At 63.2% G+C, this 18391-nt stretch carries 9 protein-coding genes; 5 read left to right on the top strand and 4 right to left on the bottom strand.

Features of this window, described 5'->3' with window-relative positions; all coding sequences use genetic code 11:
- Positions 1 to 5 precede the first annotated feature (5 nt).
- Both MGMSRV2_RS10025 and urtA read right to left on the bottom strand, forming a co-directional pair.
- Positions 6 to 2684: a hybrid sensor histidine kinase/response regulator gene (locus MGMSRV2_RS10025; RefSeq protein ID WP_024080240.1), complete on the bottom strand. Its 2679-nt coding sequence runs from the start codon at positions 2682 to 2684 to the stop codon at positions 6 to 8.
- A complete protein-coding gene (urtA, locus tag MGMSRV2_RS10020) occupies positions 2681 to 3958 on the bottom strand; it encodes an urea ABC transporter substrate-binding protein (protein ID WP_024080239.1) in 1278 nt (425 codons plus the stop codon). Before urtA ends, MGMSRV2_RS10025 begins: the two co-directional genes overlap by 4 nt.
- Positions 3959 to 4244: 286 nt before the next feature.
- On the opposite strand from urtA, the gene MGMSRV2_RS10015 reads away from it, so the two are divergent.
- Positions 4245 to 5840 carry a flagellar hook protein FlgE gene (locus MGMSRV2_RS10015; protein ID WP_024080238.1) on the top strand — a complete coding sequence of 532 codons (1596 nt, stop codon included), beginning with the start codon at positions 4245 to 4247 and terminating at the stop codon, positions 5838 to 5840.
- Positions 5841 to 5870: 30 nt separating this feature from the next.
- Here the strand turns inward: MGMSRV2_RS10015 and MGMSRV2_RS10010 are convergent, their stop codons facing one another.
- On the bottom strand, positions 5871 to 7310 hold the full coding sequence (locus tag MGMSRV2_RS10010) for a globin-coupled sensor protein (RefSeq protein WP_024080237.1): 1440 nt from the start codon (positions 7308 to 7310) through the stop codon (positions 5871 to 5873).
- Positions 7311 to 7760: 450 nt separating this feature from the next.
- Here MGMSRV2_RS10010 and gltB point away from each other — a divergent pair, with 450 nt between their 5' ends.
- From gltB to MGMSRV2_RS09995, 3 genes are all read left to right on the top strand, one after another.
- A complete protein-coding gene (gltB, locus tag MGMSRV2_RS10005) occupies positions 7761 to 12371 on the top strand; it encodes a glutamate synthase large subunit (protein WP_024080236.1) in 4611 nt (1536 codons plus the stop codon).
- Position 12372: 1 nt separating this feature from the next.
- Positions 12373 to 13785: a glutamate synthase subunit beta gene (locus MGMSRV2_RS10000; protein WP_024080235.1), complete on the top strand. Its 1413-nt coding sequence runs from the start codon at positions 12373 to 12375 to the stop codon at positions 13783 to 13785.
- Between the two features lie 223 nt (positions 13786 to 14008).
- On the top strand, positions 14009 to 15697 hold the full coding sequence (locus MGMSRV2_RS09995; protein WP_024080234.1) for a methyl-accepting chemotaxis protein: 1689 nt from the start codon (positions 14009 to 14011) through the stop codon (positions 15695 to 15697).
- A 7-nt stretch (positions 15698 to 15704) separates the two neighbouring features.
- Here MGMSRV2_RS09995 and nudC read toward each other — a convergent pair whose 3' ends face one another.
- The gene (gene nudC, locus MGMSRV2_RS09990; RefSeq protein WP_024080233.1) at positions 15705 to 16637 is read right to left on the bottom strand and encodes an NAD(+) diphosphatase; all 933 of its coding nucleotides are present in this window, start codon (positions 16635 to 16637) and stop codon (positions 15705 to 15707) included.
- 116 nt (positions 16638 to 16753) lie between these two features.
- Between nudC and MGMSRV2_RS09985 the strand changes: the two genes are divergently transcribed.
- On the top strand, positions 16754 to 18391 hold the full coding sequence (locus MGMSRV2_RS09985) for a sensor domain-containing protein (RefSeq protein WP_024080232.1): 1638 nt from the start codon (positions 16754 to 16756) through the stop codon (positions 18389 to 18391).

Below are 18391 nucleotides of genomic sequence, written 5' to 3'. Positions count from 1 at the left end.
GCGTTCTATCCGCCCATGCCGGCGTCTTCCAACCATCGCAACAAGGCGGTACGGCCTTGGGCGAAGTCCGCCTGCAATTGGGCCAAGACAGCGCGACAGGCGGGGCCATCGCCGTTGCGGGCGTTATATTCCAGATCCTTGGCCTGCAACCGTGCCGCCGCCAAGCCGTGACTGCCGGCGGCGCCGGCCAGTTTGTGGGCCAGATCGGCGATTTGCGCCAAATCCTGTTCCTCGGACAGCAGACGCAAGCGTTCGGCCATGACATCAAGGGCGTTGAGGGTCAACGACCGCAGATGGTCGGCGCCCAAATCCTCGGCCAGTTGCTCCAGTAAGCGGATATCAAGAATGCCGGTGGACGGTGTCGCCATGGGCATGGCCCGGCTGGGGTCCTGGGTGATGGCCAGGGCCGCGTGCAGGCGGGGTGGGTCGATGGGTTTGGGCACCACCGCCACCATGCCGGCGGCGGCGCAGGCGGAATGGTCCTCGGGCATCAGATTGGCGGTGACGGCGATGACCGGCACATGGGCGCCGCGTTCCGCCAGCAGCGCATGCAGGCGGCGGGTGACCTGAAAGCCGTCCATGCCGGGCAGGCGCAAATCCACCAACACAGCGTCGAAATCGTCATGGCCGGCCAGGGCCAGGGCTTCGGCGCCGTCGCGGGCCAGACTGACCGTGTGGCCGGCCTGGACCAGCAGGGCGGTCAACACCTGGGCGTTGACCTCTTCGTCCTCGATCACCAGCACCCTCAACGGCGGCAAGGCGGGGATGGACTCGTCGTCATCCTCGGGGGTGTCGGTGGCAGCGGTAAAAGGCAGATCGACCACCAGCAGCGAGCCGCCGCCGGGACGGGCCTCATAGCTGATGGCCCCGCCCATGCCGTCGAGCAGGCGCTTACAGATGGCCAGCCCCAGCCCGGCGCCGCCATGGCGGCGCGATGCCGACGAATCGGCCTGGAAGAACGGCTCGAACAGGCGGTCGCGGTCGGCGGCGGCGACGCCTATGCCGGTATCGGCGACGCTGAAGCGCAGCGAATGGGGGGTGGACATGGCGAGCGACAGCACGATGTCGCCGTGATCGGTGAACTTGATGGCGTTACCCAACAGGTTCAGCAGCACCTGGCGCAGCCGTGCCGGGTCGGCCAGCGCCAGGTCCGGGAGGTCGGGGGCGGCGTCGAGGCGCAGGCTTAAGCCCTTATCCGCCGCCGGCAGCCGCATCAGCGCCACCAGATCCTCGGCCAGCCGCAGTGGGGCGAAGGCGCGGCGCTCGAAGGTCAGGTGGCCGCCTTCGATGCGCGAGATATCCAGGATGTCGTTGAGCAGCACCGTCAGGGTTTCCCCCGATTGCTTGATGGTGCCGGCCCAACGCTGGGCTTCGCCGTCGTTTTCCAGCCGGCGGCGTAGCAATTCGGCCATGCCGATGATGCCGTTCATGGGGGTGCGTAATTCGTGGCTCATCACCGCCAGGAAATCGGTCTTGGCCCGGGTGGCCGCTTCCGCCGTATCCTTGGCCGCGCGCAATTCCTTGGTGCGGTCCTCGACCATGCGTTCCAGGCCGTGATGATAGCTTTGAATCTCGCGCGCCATGTGGTTGAAGGAATGGGCCAGATCGGCGATCTCGACGCTGCCGTCCACCGCGAGCGGCGGCTGGAAGGTGCCCTGCGATAGCGCTTCCGTCGCCTGTTGCAGGTCCTTCAAGGGGGCGGCGATGGCGCGGGCGATGAAGATGGCGGCCAGCAGCCCGAACAAGACGGCGGCGGAGCCGATCCACCAGCCCAGAGCGCGCAGGCGTTCGACGCTGGCCAGGGTTTCCGACACGTCGATCTTGACCACCATGCCCCAGCGGAAGCTGGGCAGATAGCGCCAGGCGGCCAGCACCGTCTCGCCCCGGTAATCGGTGGCGAAATCGACGCCGCGTTCGCCGTGCAAGGCGCGATCAAGCGGGATGCCTATGGGATCGGTGGCGGCGATGCGGCGGGGGAAGCCCATATTGGCGGCCAACCGCAACGGCCCTTGGATGTCCATCATGCCGGGGCCGGCGCGGGCGGCGACGATGGTTTCGCCAGTGCGGCCCAGGGCAGCGGTGTCGGCGACGATGTCGAACAACGCGGTGTGGTCCACTTCCAGCAGCACGATGCCCAACAGGCCGCCATCCTTCAACACCGGCGCAGCGGCGAACGAGGTGGAATCGGCACCGCCGGCGAAATCGGAAATCTCGGTCTCCAACAGCGTGCGGGTACGCTCGAAGATATTGGCCAGCAGGCTGCCGCGCTGTGCCGTGCCGGTCAGCACCGTGCCGACCAGACCGGCGCGGTTGAGCGCGAACAGGATTTCGCCTTCCGCCGATACCAGCAGCAGGTCGCGGGCGCCGGCGCTTTCGCCGTAGCGGGCCAAAAGCGGACGAAAAGCGCCGTCATCGGCGCCGCGCGGCAAAGCGAACAGGGCGTCGCGCACGGTGGGCGTATAGGACAATGTCTGTGCCATCTGCATGCGGTCGCGGGCGAAGGCCTCGATCCGCGCCGTCTTCTGGTCGGCGATGGTCGACAGCGAGCGGCTGATTTCCTCGATCAGCACCCGTTCGGAGGCATGGAAATACATCCAGACGATGACCACCAGCGGCAGCAATCCCAACAGCAGGTAGCCGCCGGCGATCTCAACGGCAAGACGGGGGCGGGGGATGGGGGTCATGGCGGTGCCGCCCAGTTGTTGCCCCAGCCCCGGTACAAACCGTCAAGGAAGTCGGTCCATTGGCTGCGGGCCAGGAACGACGGATAGGGCACCGGACGCACCGGGCGTTGCGAATCCCACAGGATTTCAAAATCGCCATCGGCGCGGATACGACCGATGCGCACGGTTTTCCAGGTGTGCTGGGTCGCCGGGTCGATGGTGACGGTGCCGCCGGGCGAGGCCATGCTTTGCCCCTTGATGGTGGCGCGGAAATCGCGGAAATCCGCCGATCCCGCCTCGCTGACCGCGCGCGCCCACAATTTGACGCCGAAATAGGCCGCCTCCATCGGGGCGGTGGTGACGTAATCCGTGCCGTAGCGGGCCTTGAACCCGGCGACGAAGGCATGGTTTTCCGGCGTGTCCACCGTCTGGAAGTAATTACGGGCGGCATAATCGCCGGCCATCACCGCCGGGCCGATGGCCTTGACCTCGGCCTCGGCCACCGAGAACGACATCACCGGGATGCTGTCCGGGGTGATGCCGGCCCCGCGCAGCGCCTTGTGAAAACCCAGGTTGGAATCGCCGTTGATGGTGTTGAAGACGACGTCGGGCCGGGCTTGCTTGATCGCCTCGATGATACCGGTGAAATCCTGACTGCCCAGGGGGGCATAGGCTTCGCCCACCACCTCGCCCCTGAGCGCGGTGACCTGGGCCTGGATGATCTTGTTGGCGGTGCGCGGAAAGACGTAATCGGAACCGACCAGGAAGAAGCGCCGGCCCAGATTGTCCAGGGACCATTTGATCGCCGGGATGATCTGCTGGTTGGGGGCGGCGCCGGTATAGACGATGTTGGGCGAGGTCTCCAGCCCCTCGTATTGCACCGGATAAAACAGCACCGAATCGTGTTTCTCGAAGATGGGTTTGATGGTCTTGCGGCAGGCCGAGGTCCAGCAGCCGAACACCGCCGAGACCTTGTCGACGGTGATCAGCTTTTCTGCCTGGGCGGCGAACACCGCCCAGTCCGACTTGCCGTCGACGACGATGGGCTTGATCTGGCGGCCCAGCACGCCGCCCGCTTTGTTCACTTCATCAATGGCATAAAGGGTGGCGTCGATGACGGTGCGTTCCGACACCGCCATGGTGCCGGTACGCGAATGCAAGATGCCCACCTTGATGATGCCGCGCCCGCTGGCCCGGTCGTCCCAGGCCTGGATCACCGCGATCGCCGCCAGCCATCCTGCCACGGTCAGCAGGAAAGCCCCGGCGAAATAACGTCTGCGGCCCCAACCCGGCATCGTTCCCCCCCCTGTTCCTGTCAAGCCGGGTCGCAATAATCATGCCTTGGCCAAAGGCGCGGAAATGCGTGCCGTTTGGATCGTGTCGCCCAATCGGCGGGCAGGGGGCGCCGCTTTTTTCGGCTGGGCAAGCTTTGCCGGGTCAGACCGGGTCATTTCTGTCTTAGGGGGCAGGTTTTGCCGCGGTGCGAAAGACGAAAATGGCGGAATTCCTGGACTTAACCAACTGGCACGAACCATGCAGCCAAATCAGGCGGAATATTTTTATCCGGCAAGGAGGCTGGAAATGATTTGGGGCGCAATGAACAACGCCAGTACGGCGATGATGGCGACAAGCTGGGACATGGGGTCCATCAGCCAAAACATTTCCAATGTCAACACCACCGGCTACAAGCGTAAGGAAACGCTGTTCAAGACGGTGATGTCGGAATCCAAGGCCGGCCCCAGCACCCATTCAGGCAAGCTGAATATCTTTGGTGTCAAGACCGCCGACCGCTATCACATCGAACAGCAAGGCACCATCACCGGCTCCAACTGGAACACCGATCTGGCCATCAACGGTCGCGGTTTCCTGCTGGTGGCGCCGCCGTCGACCACCACCACCGGCACCACGGTATCGTCCAATGCGCCGACCTCGGCCAGCGTCGACGATCCGGCCAGCGTGCTTTACACCCGCGACGGTTCGTTCCATTTCGTTGCCGGCCCCAATCAGGAAAAATATTTCACCACCGCCGGCGGCAATTATGTGCTGGGCTGGATGGCCGACGATACCGGAACCATCGACGAGGCTGGGGGGTTGACGCCGGTCTATACCCTGCCGGAAACCACCATGGAAGGGCGGGAAACCACCGAAGCCAGCGTCTTTGCCAACATCCCCCGCGATGCGACGCTGAGTGCCCGCAATTTCAATTCCACCTCCACCTTCACCGATCCCCTGGGCGCCTCGCAGACGCTGACCTTGAACTGGTCGCGGGTGGACGCCACCACCTGGACGGTGACGCCGTCGGTACCGGCGGCGGTGGGCGCGGTGTCCAGCGCCGCCATGACCGTCACCATGGATTCCAATGGCAACATCACCGCGCCGGCCACTTTTGCCGCCGAGCCGGTGACCATCAACTGGGACGACGCCGCCTATGGCGCGGCTACCGCCGACAGCGCCACCACCGTCAATCTCAGTTCGTCCAAGCCGTCGATTCCCATGCAGAAAATCTACCTCGAGGTTTTCGACAGCAATTTCAATTCCCACACGGTGACGCTGGGGTTCGAGCGTTCGGGCATCAACACCTGGTACATGCATGTGCTGCCCGGCTCCAACGCCACCACCGGGGCCAATCCGACGCCCATCGACGTGACCTTCAATGAAGACGGCAAGATGGTCACCGGTTCGCCGGCCAGTCTGGCGCTGTCGTGGACTTCGGGCACCGAGGTGGGGACGGCGACGGTCGCCTTGGATATGGATGGGATGACCCAGTATGATGGTGATCTGCACATCGACAACATCGCCACCGACGGTTACGGCTCGGGCACGCTGATCAGCTCGGGCTTCAACGAGCGGGGCGAGATGTACGGCCAGTTCACCAACGGCAAGACGCGGGCGCTGTTCAAGCTGCCCATCGCCCAGTTCGTGGCGGAAAACAATCTGGAGCCCATTTCCGGCAATCTGTTCCGCCGCTCGCGCGAGGCTGGCGACATCACGGTGTCGTCGGTGGAAAATGCGGTGGGCGCACCCCGGTTCTCGCCGTCGTCGTTGGAAGCGTCCAACGTGGATATCGGCCAGGAATTCACCAAGATGATCGTGACGCAAAAGGCCTATACCACCAACGCCACGGTGTTCAAGACCGCCGACGAAATGACCACGGTGGCCCGCGATCTCAAGGCGTAAGCGATCGAGGGGCGCTTGCCGGGAACGGGCTCAGCCCAGGGCGCGCAGGCGGTCGAGGTAGGAATCCACCTCGCTGCGCATGTGATCGGCCTTGATGGCCAGGGCATCGGCGCTTTCGTTCAATTCCCCGGCGGCCGAGGCGGAAACGCCCAAGGCTTCGATAGCGCTGTTGACCGATGTGGTCACCGCCTTGGCTCCCGACGCAGCCTCGCCCACATGGTCGGCGATGGTGGCGGTGGCCTGGGTCTGGGCTTCCACCGCGACGCGCACTTCCGCCGCCACCTGATTGATGCCGGATACCGCCGAAACCGTGTTGTGAATGGTGTCGGCGGCGGCGTTGGTGGCATCGACCGCTTCGGCGACGCTGGCGGCGATGTCGTGGGTGGCGGTGCTGGTCTGTTCCGACAGTTTCTTGATTTCCTGGGCGACCACGGCGAAGCCGCGACCGGCCTGACCGGCGCGTGCCGCTTCAATGGTGGCGTTCAGCGCCAGCATGCGGGTTTGGCGGGCGATGTTGTCGATGGTTTCGCCGATGCGCCCGATGCGTGACGCCACCCCCAACAGCACCTGCATGGCTTCCGATGTGGCGTTGGCGGCAATCGCCGCCTGCTCCGCCGCATCCGCCGTGCGCACGACGTTGCCCAGGATATGCTGGATCGATCCGGCCAGTTCTGTTGAATTGGCCGAGATGTTCTGCACCGAAAAGGCCGCTTCCTCGGCGGCGGCGGCCATGTTGACCGTCTCGTAATCCATGTGCGACAGCCGGTGCAGCATCTGCGACGAATTGGATTTCAAGGTCGCCGCCATGGCGCCCACCTCGTCGACCACGCCCTTGATGGACTTTTCAAAGCCCTGGGCCAGATCGGTGACGATGCGCGAACGGGTCTGCTTGGCCGCCTCGAAATAATCGTGGGTGACCAGGGATACGTCCAACTGGCTGGCTCGGGTCAATACCCCGGCCAGGGTGTCGAAATGGCGCTGATCGCGCAGCATGGCCAGGGCTTGCGATGCGGCATTGGCGGCCATGGCCTGATACCAGGACGCCCCCAGATCCAGATAGGCCAGCATGAAGCCCAATTGCTGGGCGGTGGCGATGTAATCGGCGGTGAACTCGGCCCGGTACAGCCGCGACCAATGCTCGACCAGAGCGCTTTTCAAGGTGGCGCCGGCTTCACTGTTCATCTTCTCGCCGAAAGGCGGCGTGCGCTGCACCCAGTCGGAAGCCCGGTTGACCATGGTTTCGACCGAGGCGACCACCTTGCCGCAATTGTCGGCGATCAGGCGCTGGGCCGCGTCATCCACCTGGAACAGGTCGAGATACTGAGTGACGCGCTCGGTCATGCTCATGCCGACGGGGGCGTCGGAGGCGCCAGGTTCGTCGTCGTCGAAGAAAAGATCGCCCCCGGCGGCGGCGGAACCAACGGCGGATGGCGCGGGGGCGTCGTCGAACAGCTCGAAATCGTCGGTCATGCGGGCCTAATGGTTTAAGTGCTAAGTGTCTAAAATAGCTTCTCTTTCGGTGCGGACACCCTTTTCGATCAACTACCCCGCACCGGACACAAGCAGGAAAACACATTCATCGGGTGAGTCAAAGAAAATCGCAGGACTGAGAGGTATGCGTGGAAGCGTTCCAAAAGGGCTGGACATCCTTCCGTTGGGTAGGCCTCACCCCTCCGACAGGGCGGGGGGAGGCCGGCAAAATGCACTGATTCGCCAAGTTGTGGAAAACGAGGGCAAGCGATGCTTGGCGAGCGCGGCGGAATGCCGTATGAAGTCTGCTTCGCTTCGGACGGATGGATAAAACCCTTCGCCGGATGGTGCAGCGGCTTTGCCGGGCGCCATGGGAAAACATTGGAAATTAGGCTGTGCCGACCGTACCGTCATGGTGCTGGGGGCGGCCCTAAGGGAACCGAGTGTACGATGAGCGGATTGCCTGAGGTGCAGGGACTTTACGACCCTCGTTATGAACACGACGCCTGCGGTGTCGGCTTTATCGCCGATATCAAGAACCGCAAGTCGCACGAGATCATCGAGCAGGGTCTGGAGATTCTCAAAAATCTCACCCATCGCGGTGCGGTGGGCGCCGATCCGTTGGCCGGTGACGGCGCCGGCATTCTGATCCAGATGCCCGATGCCTTCCTGCGCGCCGAAGCCGCCAAGCTGGGCATCGTGCTGCCGAGCGAGGGGTCTTATGCCGCCGGTACCGTGTTCTTGCCCCAGGATGCCGCGCTTCGGTCCGCCTGCGTCGGTTTGGTCGACAAGCTGATCAACGCCGAGGGCCAGATTCTGCTGGGTTGGCGCGACGTTCCCACCGACGGTTCCGGCCTGGGTGAGACGGTCAAGCCGACCGAACCCTTCGTCCGCATGGTGTTTGTCGCCAAGGGCGCCAATTGCGCCGACCAGCAGGCGTTCGAGCGCAAGCTGTTCGTGATCCGCAAGCAGGCGGAAAACGCCATTCCGGCGGGGGCCGAGCGCGATTTCTACATCCCCAGCCTGTCGTCGCGCACCCTGGTCTACAAGGGCATGCTGCTGGCCGATCAGGTCGGCGCCTATTACCAGGATCTGTCCGATCCGGCCATGGTTTCGGCCCTGGCCCTGGTGCACCAGCGCTTTTCCACCAACACCTTCCCCAGCTGGCGTCTGGCCCATCCGTTCCGCATGATCAGCCATAATGGCGAGATCAACACGTTGCGCGGCAACGTCAATTGGATGAACGCCCGGCGCAAGGCCATGAGCAGCCCGGTGTTCGGCCCCGATTTGGAAAAGCTGTTCCCGCTGATCGCCGAAGGCCAGTCGGACACGGCGTGCTTCGACAACGCTTTGGAATTGCTGGTCTTGGGTGGTTATCCCATGCACCATGCTATGATGATGCTGGTGCCCGAGGCGTGGTCCGGCAATCCGCTGATGGATGACAAGCGTCGTGCCTTCTATGAGTACCACGCGGCGCTGATGGAACCCTGGGATGGTCCCGCCGCCCTGTGCTTCACCGATGGCCGCCAGATCGGCGCCACCCTTGATCGCAACGGCCTGCGTCCGGCCCGCTATCTGATCACCGAAGACGACAAGATCATGATGGCGTCCGAAATGGGCGTCTTGAAGTTTGCCGAGGACAAGATCGTCAAGAAGTGGCGCTTGCAGCCGGGCAAGATGTTGCTGATCGACCTGGAAAAGGGCCGCCTGATCGACGATACCGAGATCAAGGACGAACTGGCCGGGGCCAAGCCCTACCAGCAATGGCTGGACGAAGCCCAGGTGGTGCTGGAAGATTTGAAGATCGCGGTCGAGCCCAAGGGCTTCGACGGCGCCACCCTGCTCAAGCGTCAGCAGGTGTTCGGCTATACCCAGGAAGATCTGAAGTTCCTGATGCAGCCCATGGCGGTCACGGGGCAGGAAGCCATCGGCTCCATGGGCACCGACACCCCCATCGCCGTGCTGTCGGACAAGCCAAAGAATCTGTTCAATTATTTCAAGCAGCTGTTCGCTCAGGTGACCAATCCGCCCATCGATTCCATCCGCGAGGAATCGGTGATGAGCTTGGTCAACCTGATCGGCCCGCGCCCCAATCTGCTGGCCATGGAACATGGCGCCGAAGGCAAGCGGCTGGAGGTCAAGCAGCCGATCCTGACCAACGAGGATCTGGAAAAGATCCGCCGTATCGAGAACGTGCCCAATTCCGGCTTCAAGTCGTTGACGCTCGACATCACCTGGGCGGCGGCGACCGGTGCGGCGGGCATGGAACAAGCCATCAACGATCTGTGCGCCCTGGCGCAAAGCAAGGTGGCCGACGGCTATAACATCCTGATCCTGTCCGACCGCAAGGTCGGCGCCGACCGCGTGCCCATGCCGTCGCTGCTGGCCATCTCCGCCGTGCATCATCACCTGATCCGCGAGGGTCTGCGCACCCAGGTCGGTCTGGTGATGGAAACCGGCGAAGCCCGCGAAATCCATCATATGTGCTGTCTGGCCGGTTACGGTGCCGAGGCCATCAACCCCTATCTGGCCTTCGAGACGCTGGAAAGCATGCGTCCGACCCTGCCGGAAAAGCTGGAAGCCTATGAAGTGCAAAAGCGCTTCATCAAGGGCATCGACAAGGCCATCTTGAAGGTGATGGCCAAGATGGGCATCTCCACCTATCAATCCTATTGCGGCGCCCAGATTTTCGATGCTGTCGGTCTGGCCCAAGGCTTCGTCGATGCCTATTTCGCCGGTACCGCCAGCCGTATCGGCGGCGTCGGCCTGAAGGAAGTGGCCGAGGAAACCGTGCGCCGGCATCAGCTGGCCTATTCCGATGCCCCCATCTACAAGAACGCGTTGGACGTGGGCGGCGAATATGCTTGGCGCACGCGCGGTGAGGATCACGCCTGGACCTCGGAATCGATCCAGGCCATGCAACACGCCGTGCGTACCAATTCCTACGAGACCTTCAAGGATTTCTCGCGTCAGATCGACGAACAAAGCCAGCGCCTGTTGACCCTGCGCGGTCTGTTCGACATCAAGCCGGCGGGCAACGGCATTCCGCTGGACGAGGTCGAGCCGGCCAGCGAAATCGTCAAGCGCTTCGTTACCGGCGCCATGTCGTTCGGCTCGATCTCGTGGGAGGCGCATACCACCCTGGCTATCGCCATGAACCGTATCGGCGGCAAGTCCAATACCGGTGAAGGCGGCGAGTTGGCCGAACGCTTCGTGCCCATGGCCAATGGCGATTCCATGCGCTCGGCCATCAAGCAGGTGGCGTCGGGCCGTTTCGGCGTCACCACCGAATATCTGGTCAACGCCGACGACATCCAGATCAAGATGGCCCAGGGCGCCAAGCCCGGTGAAGGCGGCCAGTTGCCCGGCCACAAGGTGGACGAAAGCATCGCCAAGGTGCGTCACTCCACCCCCGGTGTCGGCCTGATCAGCCCGCCGCCGCACCACGACATCTATTCCATCGAGGATCTGGCCCAGCTGATCTTCGACATGAAGAACGTCAACCCCGCCGCCCGCATCTCGGTCAAGTTGGTGTCGGAAGTGGGTGTGGGCACCGTCGCCGCCGGCGTCACCAAGGCCAAGGCCGATCATGTGACCATTTCCGGCTTCGACGGCGGTACCGGCGCCTCGCCGCTGACCTCCATCAAGCATGCGGGATCGCCCTGGGAAATCGGTCTGGCCGAAACCCATCAGACCCTGGTGCTGAACGGCTTGCGCAAACGCGTCGCCGTCCAGGTCGACGGTGCGCTCAGGACCGGTCGCGACGTGGTCATCGGTGCGTTGTTGGGGGCCGATGAATTTGGCTTCGCTACCGCGCCCCTGATCGCCGCCGGCTGCATCATGATGCGCAAGTGCCATCTGAACACCTGCCCGGTGGGCGTGGCCACCCAGGATCCCGATCTCAGGAAGCGTTTCAAGGGCCAGCCAGAGCACGTCATCAACTACTTCTTCTTCATCGCCGAGGAAGTGCGCGAGTGGATGGCCAAGCTGGGTTTCCGCACCATTCAGGACATGGTCGGTCGCTCCGACCTGTTGGATACCAACAAGGCCATCAACCATTGGAAGGCCGACGGTCTGGATTTCAGCCGACTGTTCCACAAGGTCGATAGCAAGGGCGAGCCGGTCTATAATTGCGAGACCCAGGACCATGAAATCGACAATGTGCTGGACCGCACGCTGATCGCCAAGGCACGCAATGCCATCGACACCAAGCAGCCGGTGCGCATCGAGGCGGAAATCCACAATTACGACCGCACCGCCGGCGCCATGCTGGGCGGCGAAGTGGCCAAGAAGTGGGGCCATGCCGGTCTGGCCGAGGATACCATCCACGTCAAGCTGACCGGGACTTCCGGCCAGTCCTTCGGCGCCTTCTCGGCCAAGGGCATGACTTTGGAACTGGAAGGTGAAGGCAACGATTACGTCGGCAAGGGCCTGTCGGGCGGCAAGATCATCATCTACCCGCCCAAGGTGTCGAAGATCGTCGCCGAGGACAACATCATCGTCGGCAACACCGTGCTGTACGGCGCCATCGAGGGTGAGTGCTATTTCCGTGGCATCGGCGGCGAACGCTTCGCCGTCCGTAACTCGGGCGCCATCGCCGTGGTCGAGGGCGTGGGCGACCATGGTTGCGAATACATGACCGGTGGCTGCGTCCTGGTCATCGGCCCCACGGGGCGCAACTTCGCCGCCGGCATGTCGGGCGGTGTCGCCTATGTGCTGGACGAGGCCGGCGATTTCGCCAAGCGCTGCAATCTGGCCATGGTCGAGTTGGAACCGGTGCAGGCCGAGGAAGACGCCATGGAAAAGCATGAAGGCATGAGCAACGACCTGGAAGCCCATGGGCTGGTCGATGTCATGGGCGACATGACCCGCGGCGATGCCGATCGCATCCTGGCCATGCTGAAGAACCATGTGCATTACACCGGGTCCAAGCGGGCTCACGACATCCTGCTGAATTGGGAATATCACATGCCCAAGTTCGTCAAGGTCATGCCGGTGGATTACCGCCGCGCGCTGATGGAAATGCAAAAGGCCCAGGAACCCAAGCAGGGGGGCAACTGAGATGGGCAAGGCGACCGGCTTCAAGGAATTCCCGCGCCAGATTCCCGGCTATGAAAAGCCGGAAGAGCGGGTGAAGCATTATAACGAGTTCACCAAGTCGTTGTCCGACGCTGAACTGGCCAAGCAAGGCGCGCGCTGCATGGATTGCGGCGTGCCGTTCTGCCACCAGGGCTGCCCGGTCAACAACATCATCCCCGATTGGAACGATCTGGTCTATCGCGACCGTTGGGCCGAAGCCATCGAGGTGCTGCACTCCACCAACAACTTCCCCGAATTCACCGGACGCATCTGTCCGGCGCCGTGCGAGGCGTCGTGCACGCTGAACCTGGAAGATACCCCGGTGGCGATCAAGACCATCGAGCACGCCATCATCGAGCGCGCCTGGGCCGAAGGTTGGATCAAGCCGGATAATTCCAAGCCGCGCACCGGCAAGAAGGTGGCGGTAGTCGGCGGCGGTCCCGCCGGTCTGGCGGCGGCCCAGCAACTGGCCCGCGCCGGTCACCACGTGGTGGTCTATGAGAAGAACGCCCATGTGGGTGGCCTGCTGCGCTATGGCATCCCCGATTTCAAGCTGGACAAGTCGGTGATCGAACGCCGCGCCGCCCAGATGAAGGCGGAAGGCGTCGAGTTCCGCACCAATGCCCATGTGGGCGTCACCGTACCGGTGGCCGAACTGGATGCCTATGACGCGGTGGTGCTGACCGGTGGCTCGGAAAAGCCGCGCGATCTCACCGTGCCGGGGCGCGAACTGGCTGGCGTGCATTTCGCCATGGACTTCCTGACCCAGCAGAACCGCCGGGTTTCCGGCGAGGCGGTGGGCGCGGTCGACATCCTCGCTACCGGCAAGAAGGTGGTGGTGATCGGTGGCGGCGATACCGGTGCCGATTGCGTCGGCACCTCCAACCGTCAGGGCGCGGCTTCGATCACCCAGATCGAAATCATGGCCAAGCCGCCGGTGCTGGAAGACAAGCTGGTCACGTGGCCGAAATGGCCGAACCGCCTGCGCACCTCGTCGTCGCACGACGAAGGCTGCGAGCGGCGCTGGTCGGTGGCAACGAGCGCCTTTTTCGGCGAAGGTGGCGTTCTCAAGGGTCTGAACTGCGTCGAGGTCGATGCCAAGTTCCAACCCATCAAGGGCACCGAGTTCACCTTGGAAGCCGATCTGGTGTTGCTGGCCATGGGCTTCGTCCATCCGGTGCATGAAGGTGTGGTCGATGGTCTGGGCCTGCAAAAGGACGGTCGCGGCAATGTCCTGGCCGACACCGTCAAGTATCAGACCTCGAACCCCAAGGTGTTCGCCGCCGGCGACATCCGTCGTGGTCAAAGTCTGGTGGTATGGGCCATCCGCGAAGGTCGTCAAGCGGCGCGCGCGGTGGACGAGTTCCTGATGGGTGCGACCACTTTGCCGCGCTGAGATCGGGTTGAAATCGAAAGGGCGTTGCCGCTGCATTGCGGCAACGCCCCTTTTTTGTGCTGTTGCTGAAATCTTCTCATCTTTTCAGGGGATTGTTGCTTAAACCAAAGGTGTAGGTGGCGATATTCACATTGACCAGCCCGGCCTGGATGCCTCAATAATCACCACCTGTTACGTTTGGCGCTGAATTATAACAATAATTCATCATATTGGGGTCTCGTGCATGTTCATCGACAACTGGCGTTTTCGCAGCAAGATCCTGCTGATCCTCGGTGTCTCTCTGATCGGTATGGTCGTGCTGGTCGGCTTGGATCTCAGCAATCTGCGTTCGGAAATGCTGGAGGGACGGCGGCTCAAGACCCAGCATATCGTCGAGACCGGCACGGCTTTGGTCGAGCATTTTATTGAACAAGCCAATTCCGGATTGATGGCCGAGGACGACGCCAAAAAGGCGGCCATGGCAGCGTTGCAGGCGTTGCGCTATGGCGGCAACGAATATTTCTGGATCAACGACATGGCCTCGCGCGTGGTCATGCATCCGATCAAGCCGGAACTGAACGGCAAGGATCTGTCCGGTCTGAAGGACGGCAACGGTAAGGCGATCTTCGTCGCTTTCGTCGAGGTGGTGGCCAAGGACAAGGCCGGTTTTGTCGATTATCTGTGGCCCAAGCCGGGGCACGAGGCGCCGGTGGCCAAGATTTCCTACGTCAAGGGTGTCGATGCCTGGGGATGGGTGGTCGGCTCGGGCATCTATGTCGACGATGTGGATACCGCCTTCCGCGCCGAACTGGTCAGCCAGGGCTTTCGCATCGGCTTGATCGTGCTGTTGGTGCTGTTGGTGTCCTATGTGGTCGGGCGCGGCATGGTCAGGGCCATGGCCGACATCACCGGTATCATGCACAAACTGGCCGACGGCGATACCAGCGCCATGCCGCAAGGTACCGGGCGTAAGGACGAAATCGGCGAGATGGCCCGGTCGGTGATGGTGTTCCGCGACAACGCCATCGCCATGGCGAAAATGCGTGAAGAGCAAGAAGAAGTCCGCCGGCAGGCCGAGGCCGACCGGCGTCACACCCTGGCTCGGCTGGCCGACGAGTTGGAGGCCGGGGTTTCTTCGGCAGCCCAGGCGGTCAACGCCGCCGCCTCGCAGATGCGCGCCACCGCCGGCTCCATGACCCGCAATGCCGATCAGACCAGTGCCGAGACCTCCATGGTCGCCGCTGCCGTCGAGCAGACCACCAGCAACGTGGAAACCGTCGCCGCCGCCGCCGAGGAATTGAATGCCTCCATCGGCGAAATCACCCGTCAGGTGTCGCAATCCACCACCATCGCCCACGATGCGGTGTCGGCGGCCGAGCGCACCGACGGTGTGGTGCGCGGCCTGTCGGAAGCCGCCTCGCGCATCGGTCAGGTGGTCGGCCTGATCAATACCATCGCCGCCCAGACCAATCTGCTGGCGCTTAACGCCACCATCGAGGCGGCCCGCGCCGGCGAGGCCGGCAAGGGCTTCGCCGTTGTCGCCAACGAGGTCAAGCATCTGGCCAATCAGACGGCCAAGGCTACCGACGAGATCACCACCCAAATCGGTGCCATTCAGGGCACCACCGGCGACGTGGTCGACGCCATCGGCGAGATCAGCCGCACCATCGCCCAGATGAGCGAGATCGCCGAATCCATCGCCGCTGCGGTCGAGGAACAGGGCGCCGCCACCAACGAAATCGCCCGTTCGGTCGCCGAAGCCGCCCATGGGGCGCAGGAAGTGGGCAGCCATATCGGTTCGGTCACCCAGGCCGCCAACGAAACCGGCACCGCCGCGCGTGAAGTGCAAAGCGCCGCCGACCATCTGGCCCATGATGCCCAGGAACTGACCGGCGGCCTGTCACGCTTCCTGGCCGAAGTCCGCAAGATGTAGCAGGGCGTCAGCCCTGCTTCTTCAGCCAAGCATTGATCATTCGCCGGGCGATTGAGCCGGGCCGCGCCAGGTAAGGCTGGTCACTGCCATCGTCGCGGTGGTTATCGCTGAAATGGGCAGCGATGTCGGCGCGGCTGAACCAGCGGGCGTCCTCCAGTTCATGCGGGTCGGGGCGCAGGGTACCGCCGGTGGCTATCGCGGTGAACCCGACCATCAGGGATGACGGAAACGGCCAGGGCTGACTGCCGGCATAGGCGATGTCATCGACCTCGATGCCGGTTTCTTCCCAGGTTTCGCGCTTTACCGCATGTTCCAGTGTTTCGCCCGGCTCGACGAAGCCAGCCAGGATCGACCACATGCCCGCCGGCCAAGCGGGCTGGCGGTGCAGCAAGATGCGGTCGGCATCGGTCACCTGCATGATGACGGCGTTGTCGGTACGCGGATAATGCTGGGCGCCGCAGGTGCCGTCCAGGCAGACGCGCAGATGGCCGCCTTCGCGCGATTCGGTGGGGCCGCCGCAGCGCCCGCAGAATTTGGCCGTGCGGTGCCAGTTCACCAAGGCCCGTCCGGTGGCCAGGATGGCCCCGTCCTCGGGCGTCAAATCACGCCCGATGGCCCGCAACTCGCCCCAGGATGTGTCGGTTTCCCATTGCGGTGGGCTGCCATCGGCCTCGCCTTGCATCTTGCCCAGATCGGCGGCGAAGACCGGTTTTCCGTCCCGCAGACCAAGAAAGATGGCCTCGGTGGACAGTTCGAGCAGATGGGCGGCTTCGGTGCCGTGGGCCAGCAGGGCTTGGCCGCCGCGCAACAGCGACTGGTCGCGCCAAAAGCCGGTGACCAGGGCGTCGGGGCCGCCTTGCAGATGAGCCAAAGCGGCAGGATCGCGGCGCAGATGGGCGGCGCGGTCGAGGGTGGGGGCGGTGAACAGAAGATGATCCATGGATAAAGCATGCACCAGCGGGCAAAGTGTCTCAAGCGGACAGTGGGGCATTTTACGCATATGGCGATTGCGCTTTTCTCGCACATGGTGAAAATGGGCGGCCGAGAGGGGGGACGATGATCGAACGTAATCCGGTTCTGGACGCCATCATGGAAAACATCCGCGACGCCGTTGTCGTCGCCGGTTCCGACCGTGTTCCCGTTCGTGTCAACAAGGCGTTCGAGACCCTGACCGGTCATGCTGGCGAGGTCTTCTTGCGGCAGACTTCGGCAGATGCCAGCGTTGCCCATTCCCAGTTGGTTCAGGCCATCGGCCATGCGGGCGATGACCCGTGGCAAGGCGAAATCCGCCGTGCCGACGGTTCCGGCCTGATGTCCCGGGTTTCGGTCACCGCCATCGAGGCTGGCGCCCATTATCTGGCGCTGCTGCGTCCGGCGGGCGAGGAGGATTGCAAGAAATTCGGCCATGATGTTCTGACCGGCCTGCCCAACCGCGACATCTTCGCCGACCGTGTCGATCGCGCGGTGTTGCAGGTCAACCGCGCCGGCGGTTCCATCGCGCTTTTGATGATGGGGTTGGATCGCTTCACCATGGTCAACGACGCCTTGGGCCACAGTGCCGGCGATCGCCTGTTGACCGAAGTGGCTCGCCGTCTGCGCCATTGCATCCGCGAGACCGATACGGCGGTGCGGCTGGAGGGCGACAAATTCGCCCTGGTGATGACCATCGCCGACGTGGATGACAGCGTCATTGTCGCCGAGAAGGTGCTGGCCGCCATCAAGGAGCCCTTCGCCATCGACGGCCAGGACGTGGTCGTCACCTTTTCCATTGGCATCGCCCTTTATCCGCAAGACAGCCAAACCGCCGAAGGTCTGATCAAGCAGGCGGAAAACGCCCTGCACCACGCCAAGATCTCCGGGCGCAGCCAGTACCAGTTCTTTTCCAAGGATATGAACAACAAGGCCCGCTCGCGCCTGGACCTGGAATCGCGCATGCGCCGGGCTCTGGTCAACGAAGAGTTCGTGGTCTTCTATCAGCCCAAGGTGTCGGCGGAAAACAACCGCATCGTCGGGGCCGAGGCGCTGATCCGTTGGATCGACCCCGATAAGGGCATGGTCAATCCCGGCGAGTTCATTCCGGTGGCCGAGGAAACCGGCCTGATCGAACAGATCGGCACCTGGGTGTTGCGCCGCTCGTGCCAGCAGGTGCGCGAATGGCAGGGGATGGGGCTGGAGACGGTCAAGGTCTCGGTCAACGTTTCCGCCCGTCAGTTCAAGTCGCGCGCCTTGCTCGACATCGTCACCGGCGTGTTGGCGGAAACCGGTCTGGCCCCCAAATGGCTGGAACTGGAAATCACCGAAAGCATGCTGATGAACGACGTCGAGGCGGCGGTCAAGAAGATGACGGCGCTGCGCGATCTCGGCCTGGGTCTGTCCATCGACGATTTCGGTACCGGCTATTCGTCGCTGTCCTATCTGGGCCGCTTCCCCATCACCACGCTGAAGATCGACCGCGCCTTCATCGCCGATGTGGACCACAATCCCAAGACCGCCGAGATCGCCCGCGCCATCATCGGCCTGAGTCGCGGCCTCAACCTGGAAGTGGTGGCCGAGGGCTGCGAGATCGCCGCCCATATCCAGTTCCTCAAGGATAATGGCTGCGACACCGTGCAGGGGTTCTTCTATTCCCGACCGGTTCCGGCAGAGCAATTCCAGGCCATGCTGGCCGATGGTTTCCTGCGCGGCCAAGCCTGA

This window comes from Magnetospirillum gryphiswaldense MSR-1 v2 (genome assembly GCF_000513295.1).
Lineage (GTDB): Bacteria > Pseudomonadota > Alphaproteobacteria > Rhodospirillales > Magnetospirillaceae > Magnetospirillum > Magnetospirillum gryphiswaldense.
The sequence above is the reverse complement of the archived record's forward strand: the minus strand, read 5'-3'. Positions and strand labels throughout refer to the sequence as shown.

Coding starts and splice junctions, on each gene's coding strand:
- gltB (WP_024080236.1), top strand. CDS start 7,761: ATGAGCGGATTGCCTGAGGTGCAGGGACTTTACGACCCTCGTTATGAA.
- MGMSRV2_RS10000 (WP_024080235.1), top strand. CDS start 12,373: ATGGGCAAGGCGACCGGCTTCAAGGAATTCCCGCGCCAGATTCCCGGC.
- MGMSRV2_RS09985 (WP_024080232.1), top strand. CDS start 16,754: ATGATCGAACGTAATCCGGTTCTGGACGCCATCATGGAAAACATCCGC.
- MGMSRV2_RS10025 (WP_024080240.1), bottom strand. CDS start 2,684: ATGACCCCCATCCCCCGCCCCCGTCTTGCCGTTGAGATCGCCGGCGGC.
- nudC (WP_024080233.1), bottom strand. CDS start 16,637: ATGGATCATCTTCTGTTCACCGCCCCCACCCTCGACCGCGCCGCCCAT.
- urtA (WP_024080239.1), bottom strand. CDS start 3,958: ATGCCGGGTTGGGGCCGCAGACGTTATTTCGCCGGGGCTTTCCTGCTG.
- MGMSRV2_RS10010 (WP_024080237.1), bottom strand. CDS start 7,310: ATGACCGACGATTTCGAGCTGTTCGACGACGCCCCCGCGCCATCCGCC.
- MGMSRV2_RS10015 (WP_024080238.1), top strand. CDS start 4,245: ATGATTTGGGGCGCAATGAACAACGCCAGTACGGCGATGATGGCGACA.
- MGMSRV2_RS09995 (WP_024080234.1), top strand. CDS start 14,009: ATGTTCATCGACAACTGGCGTTTTCGCAGCAAGATCCTGCTGATCCTC.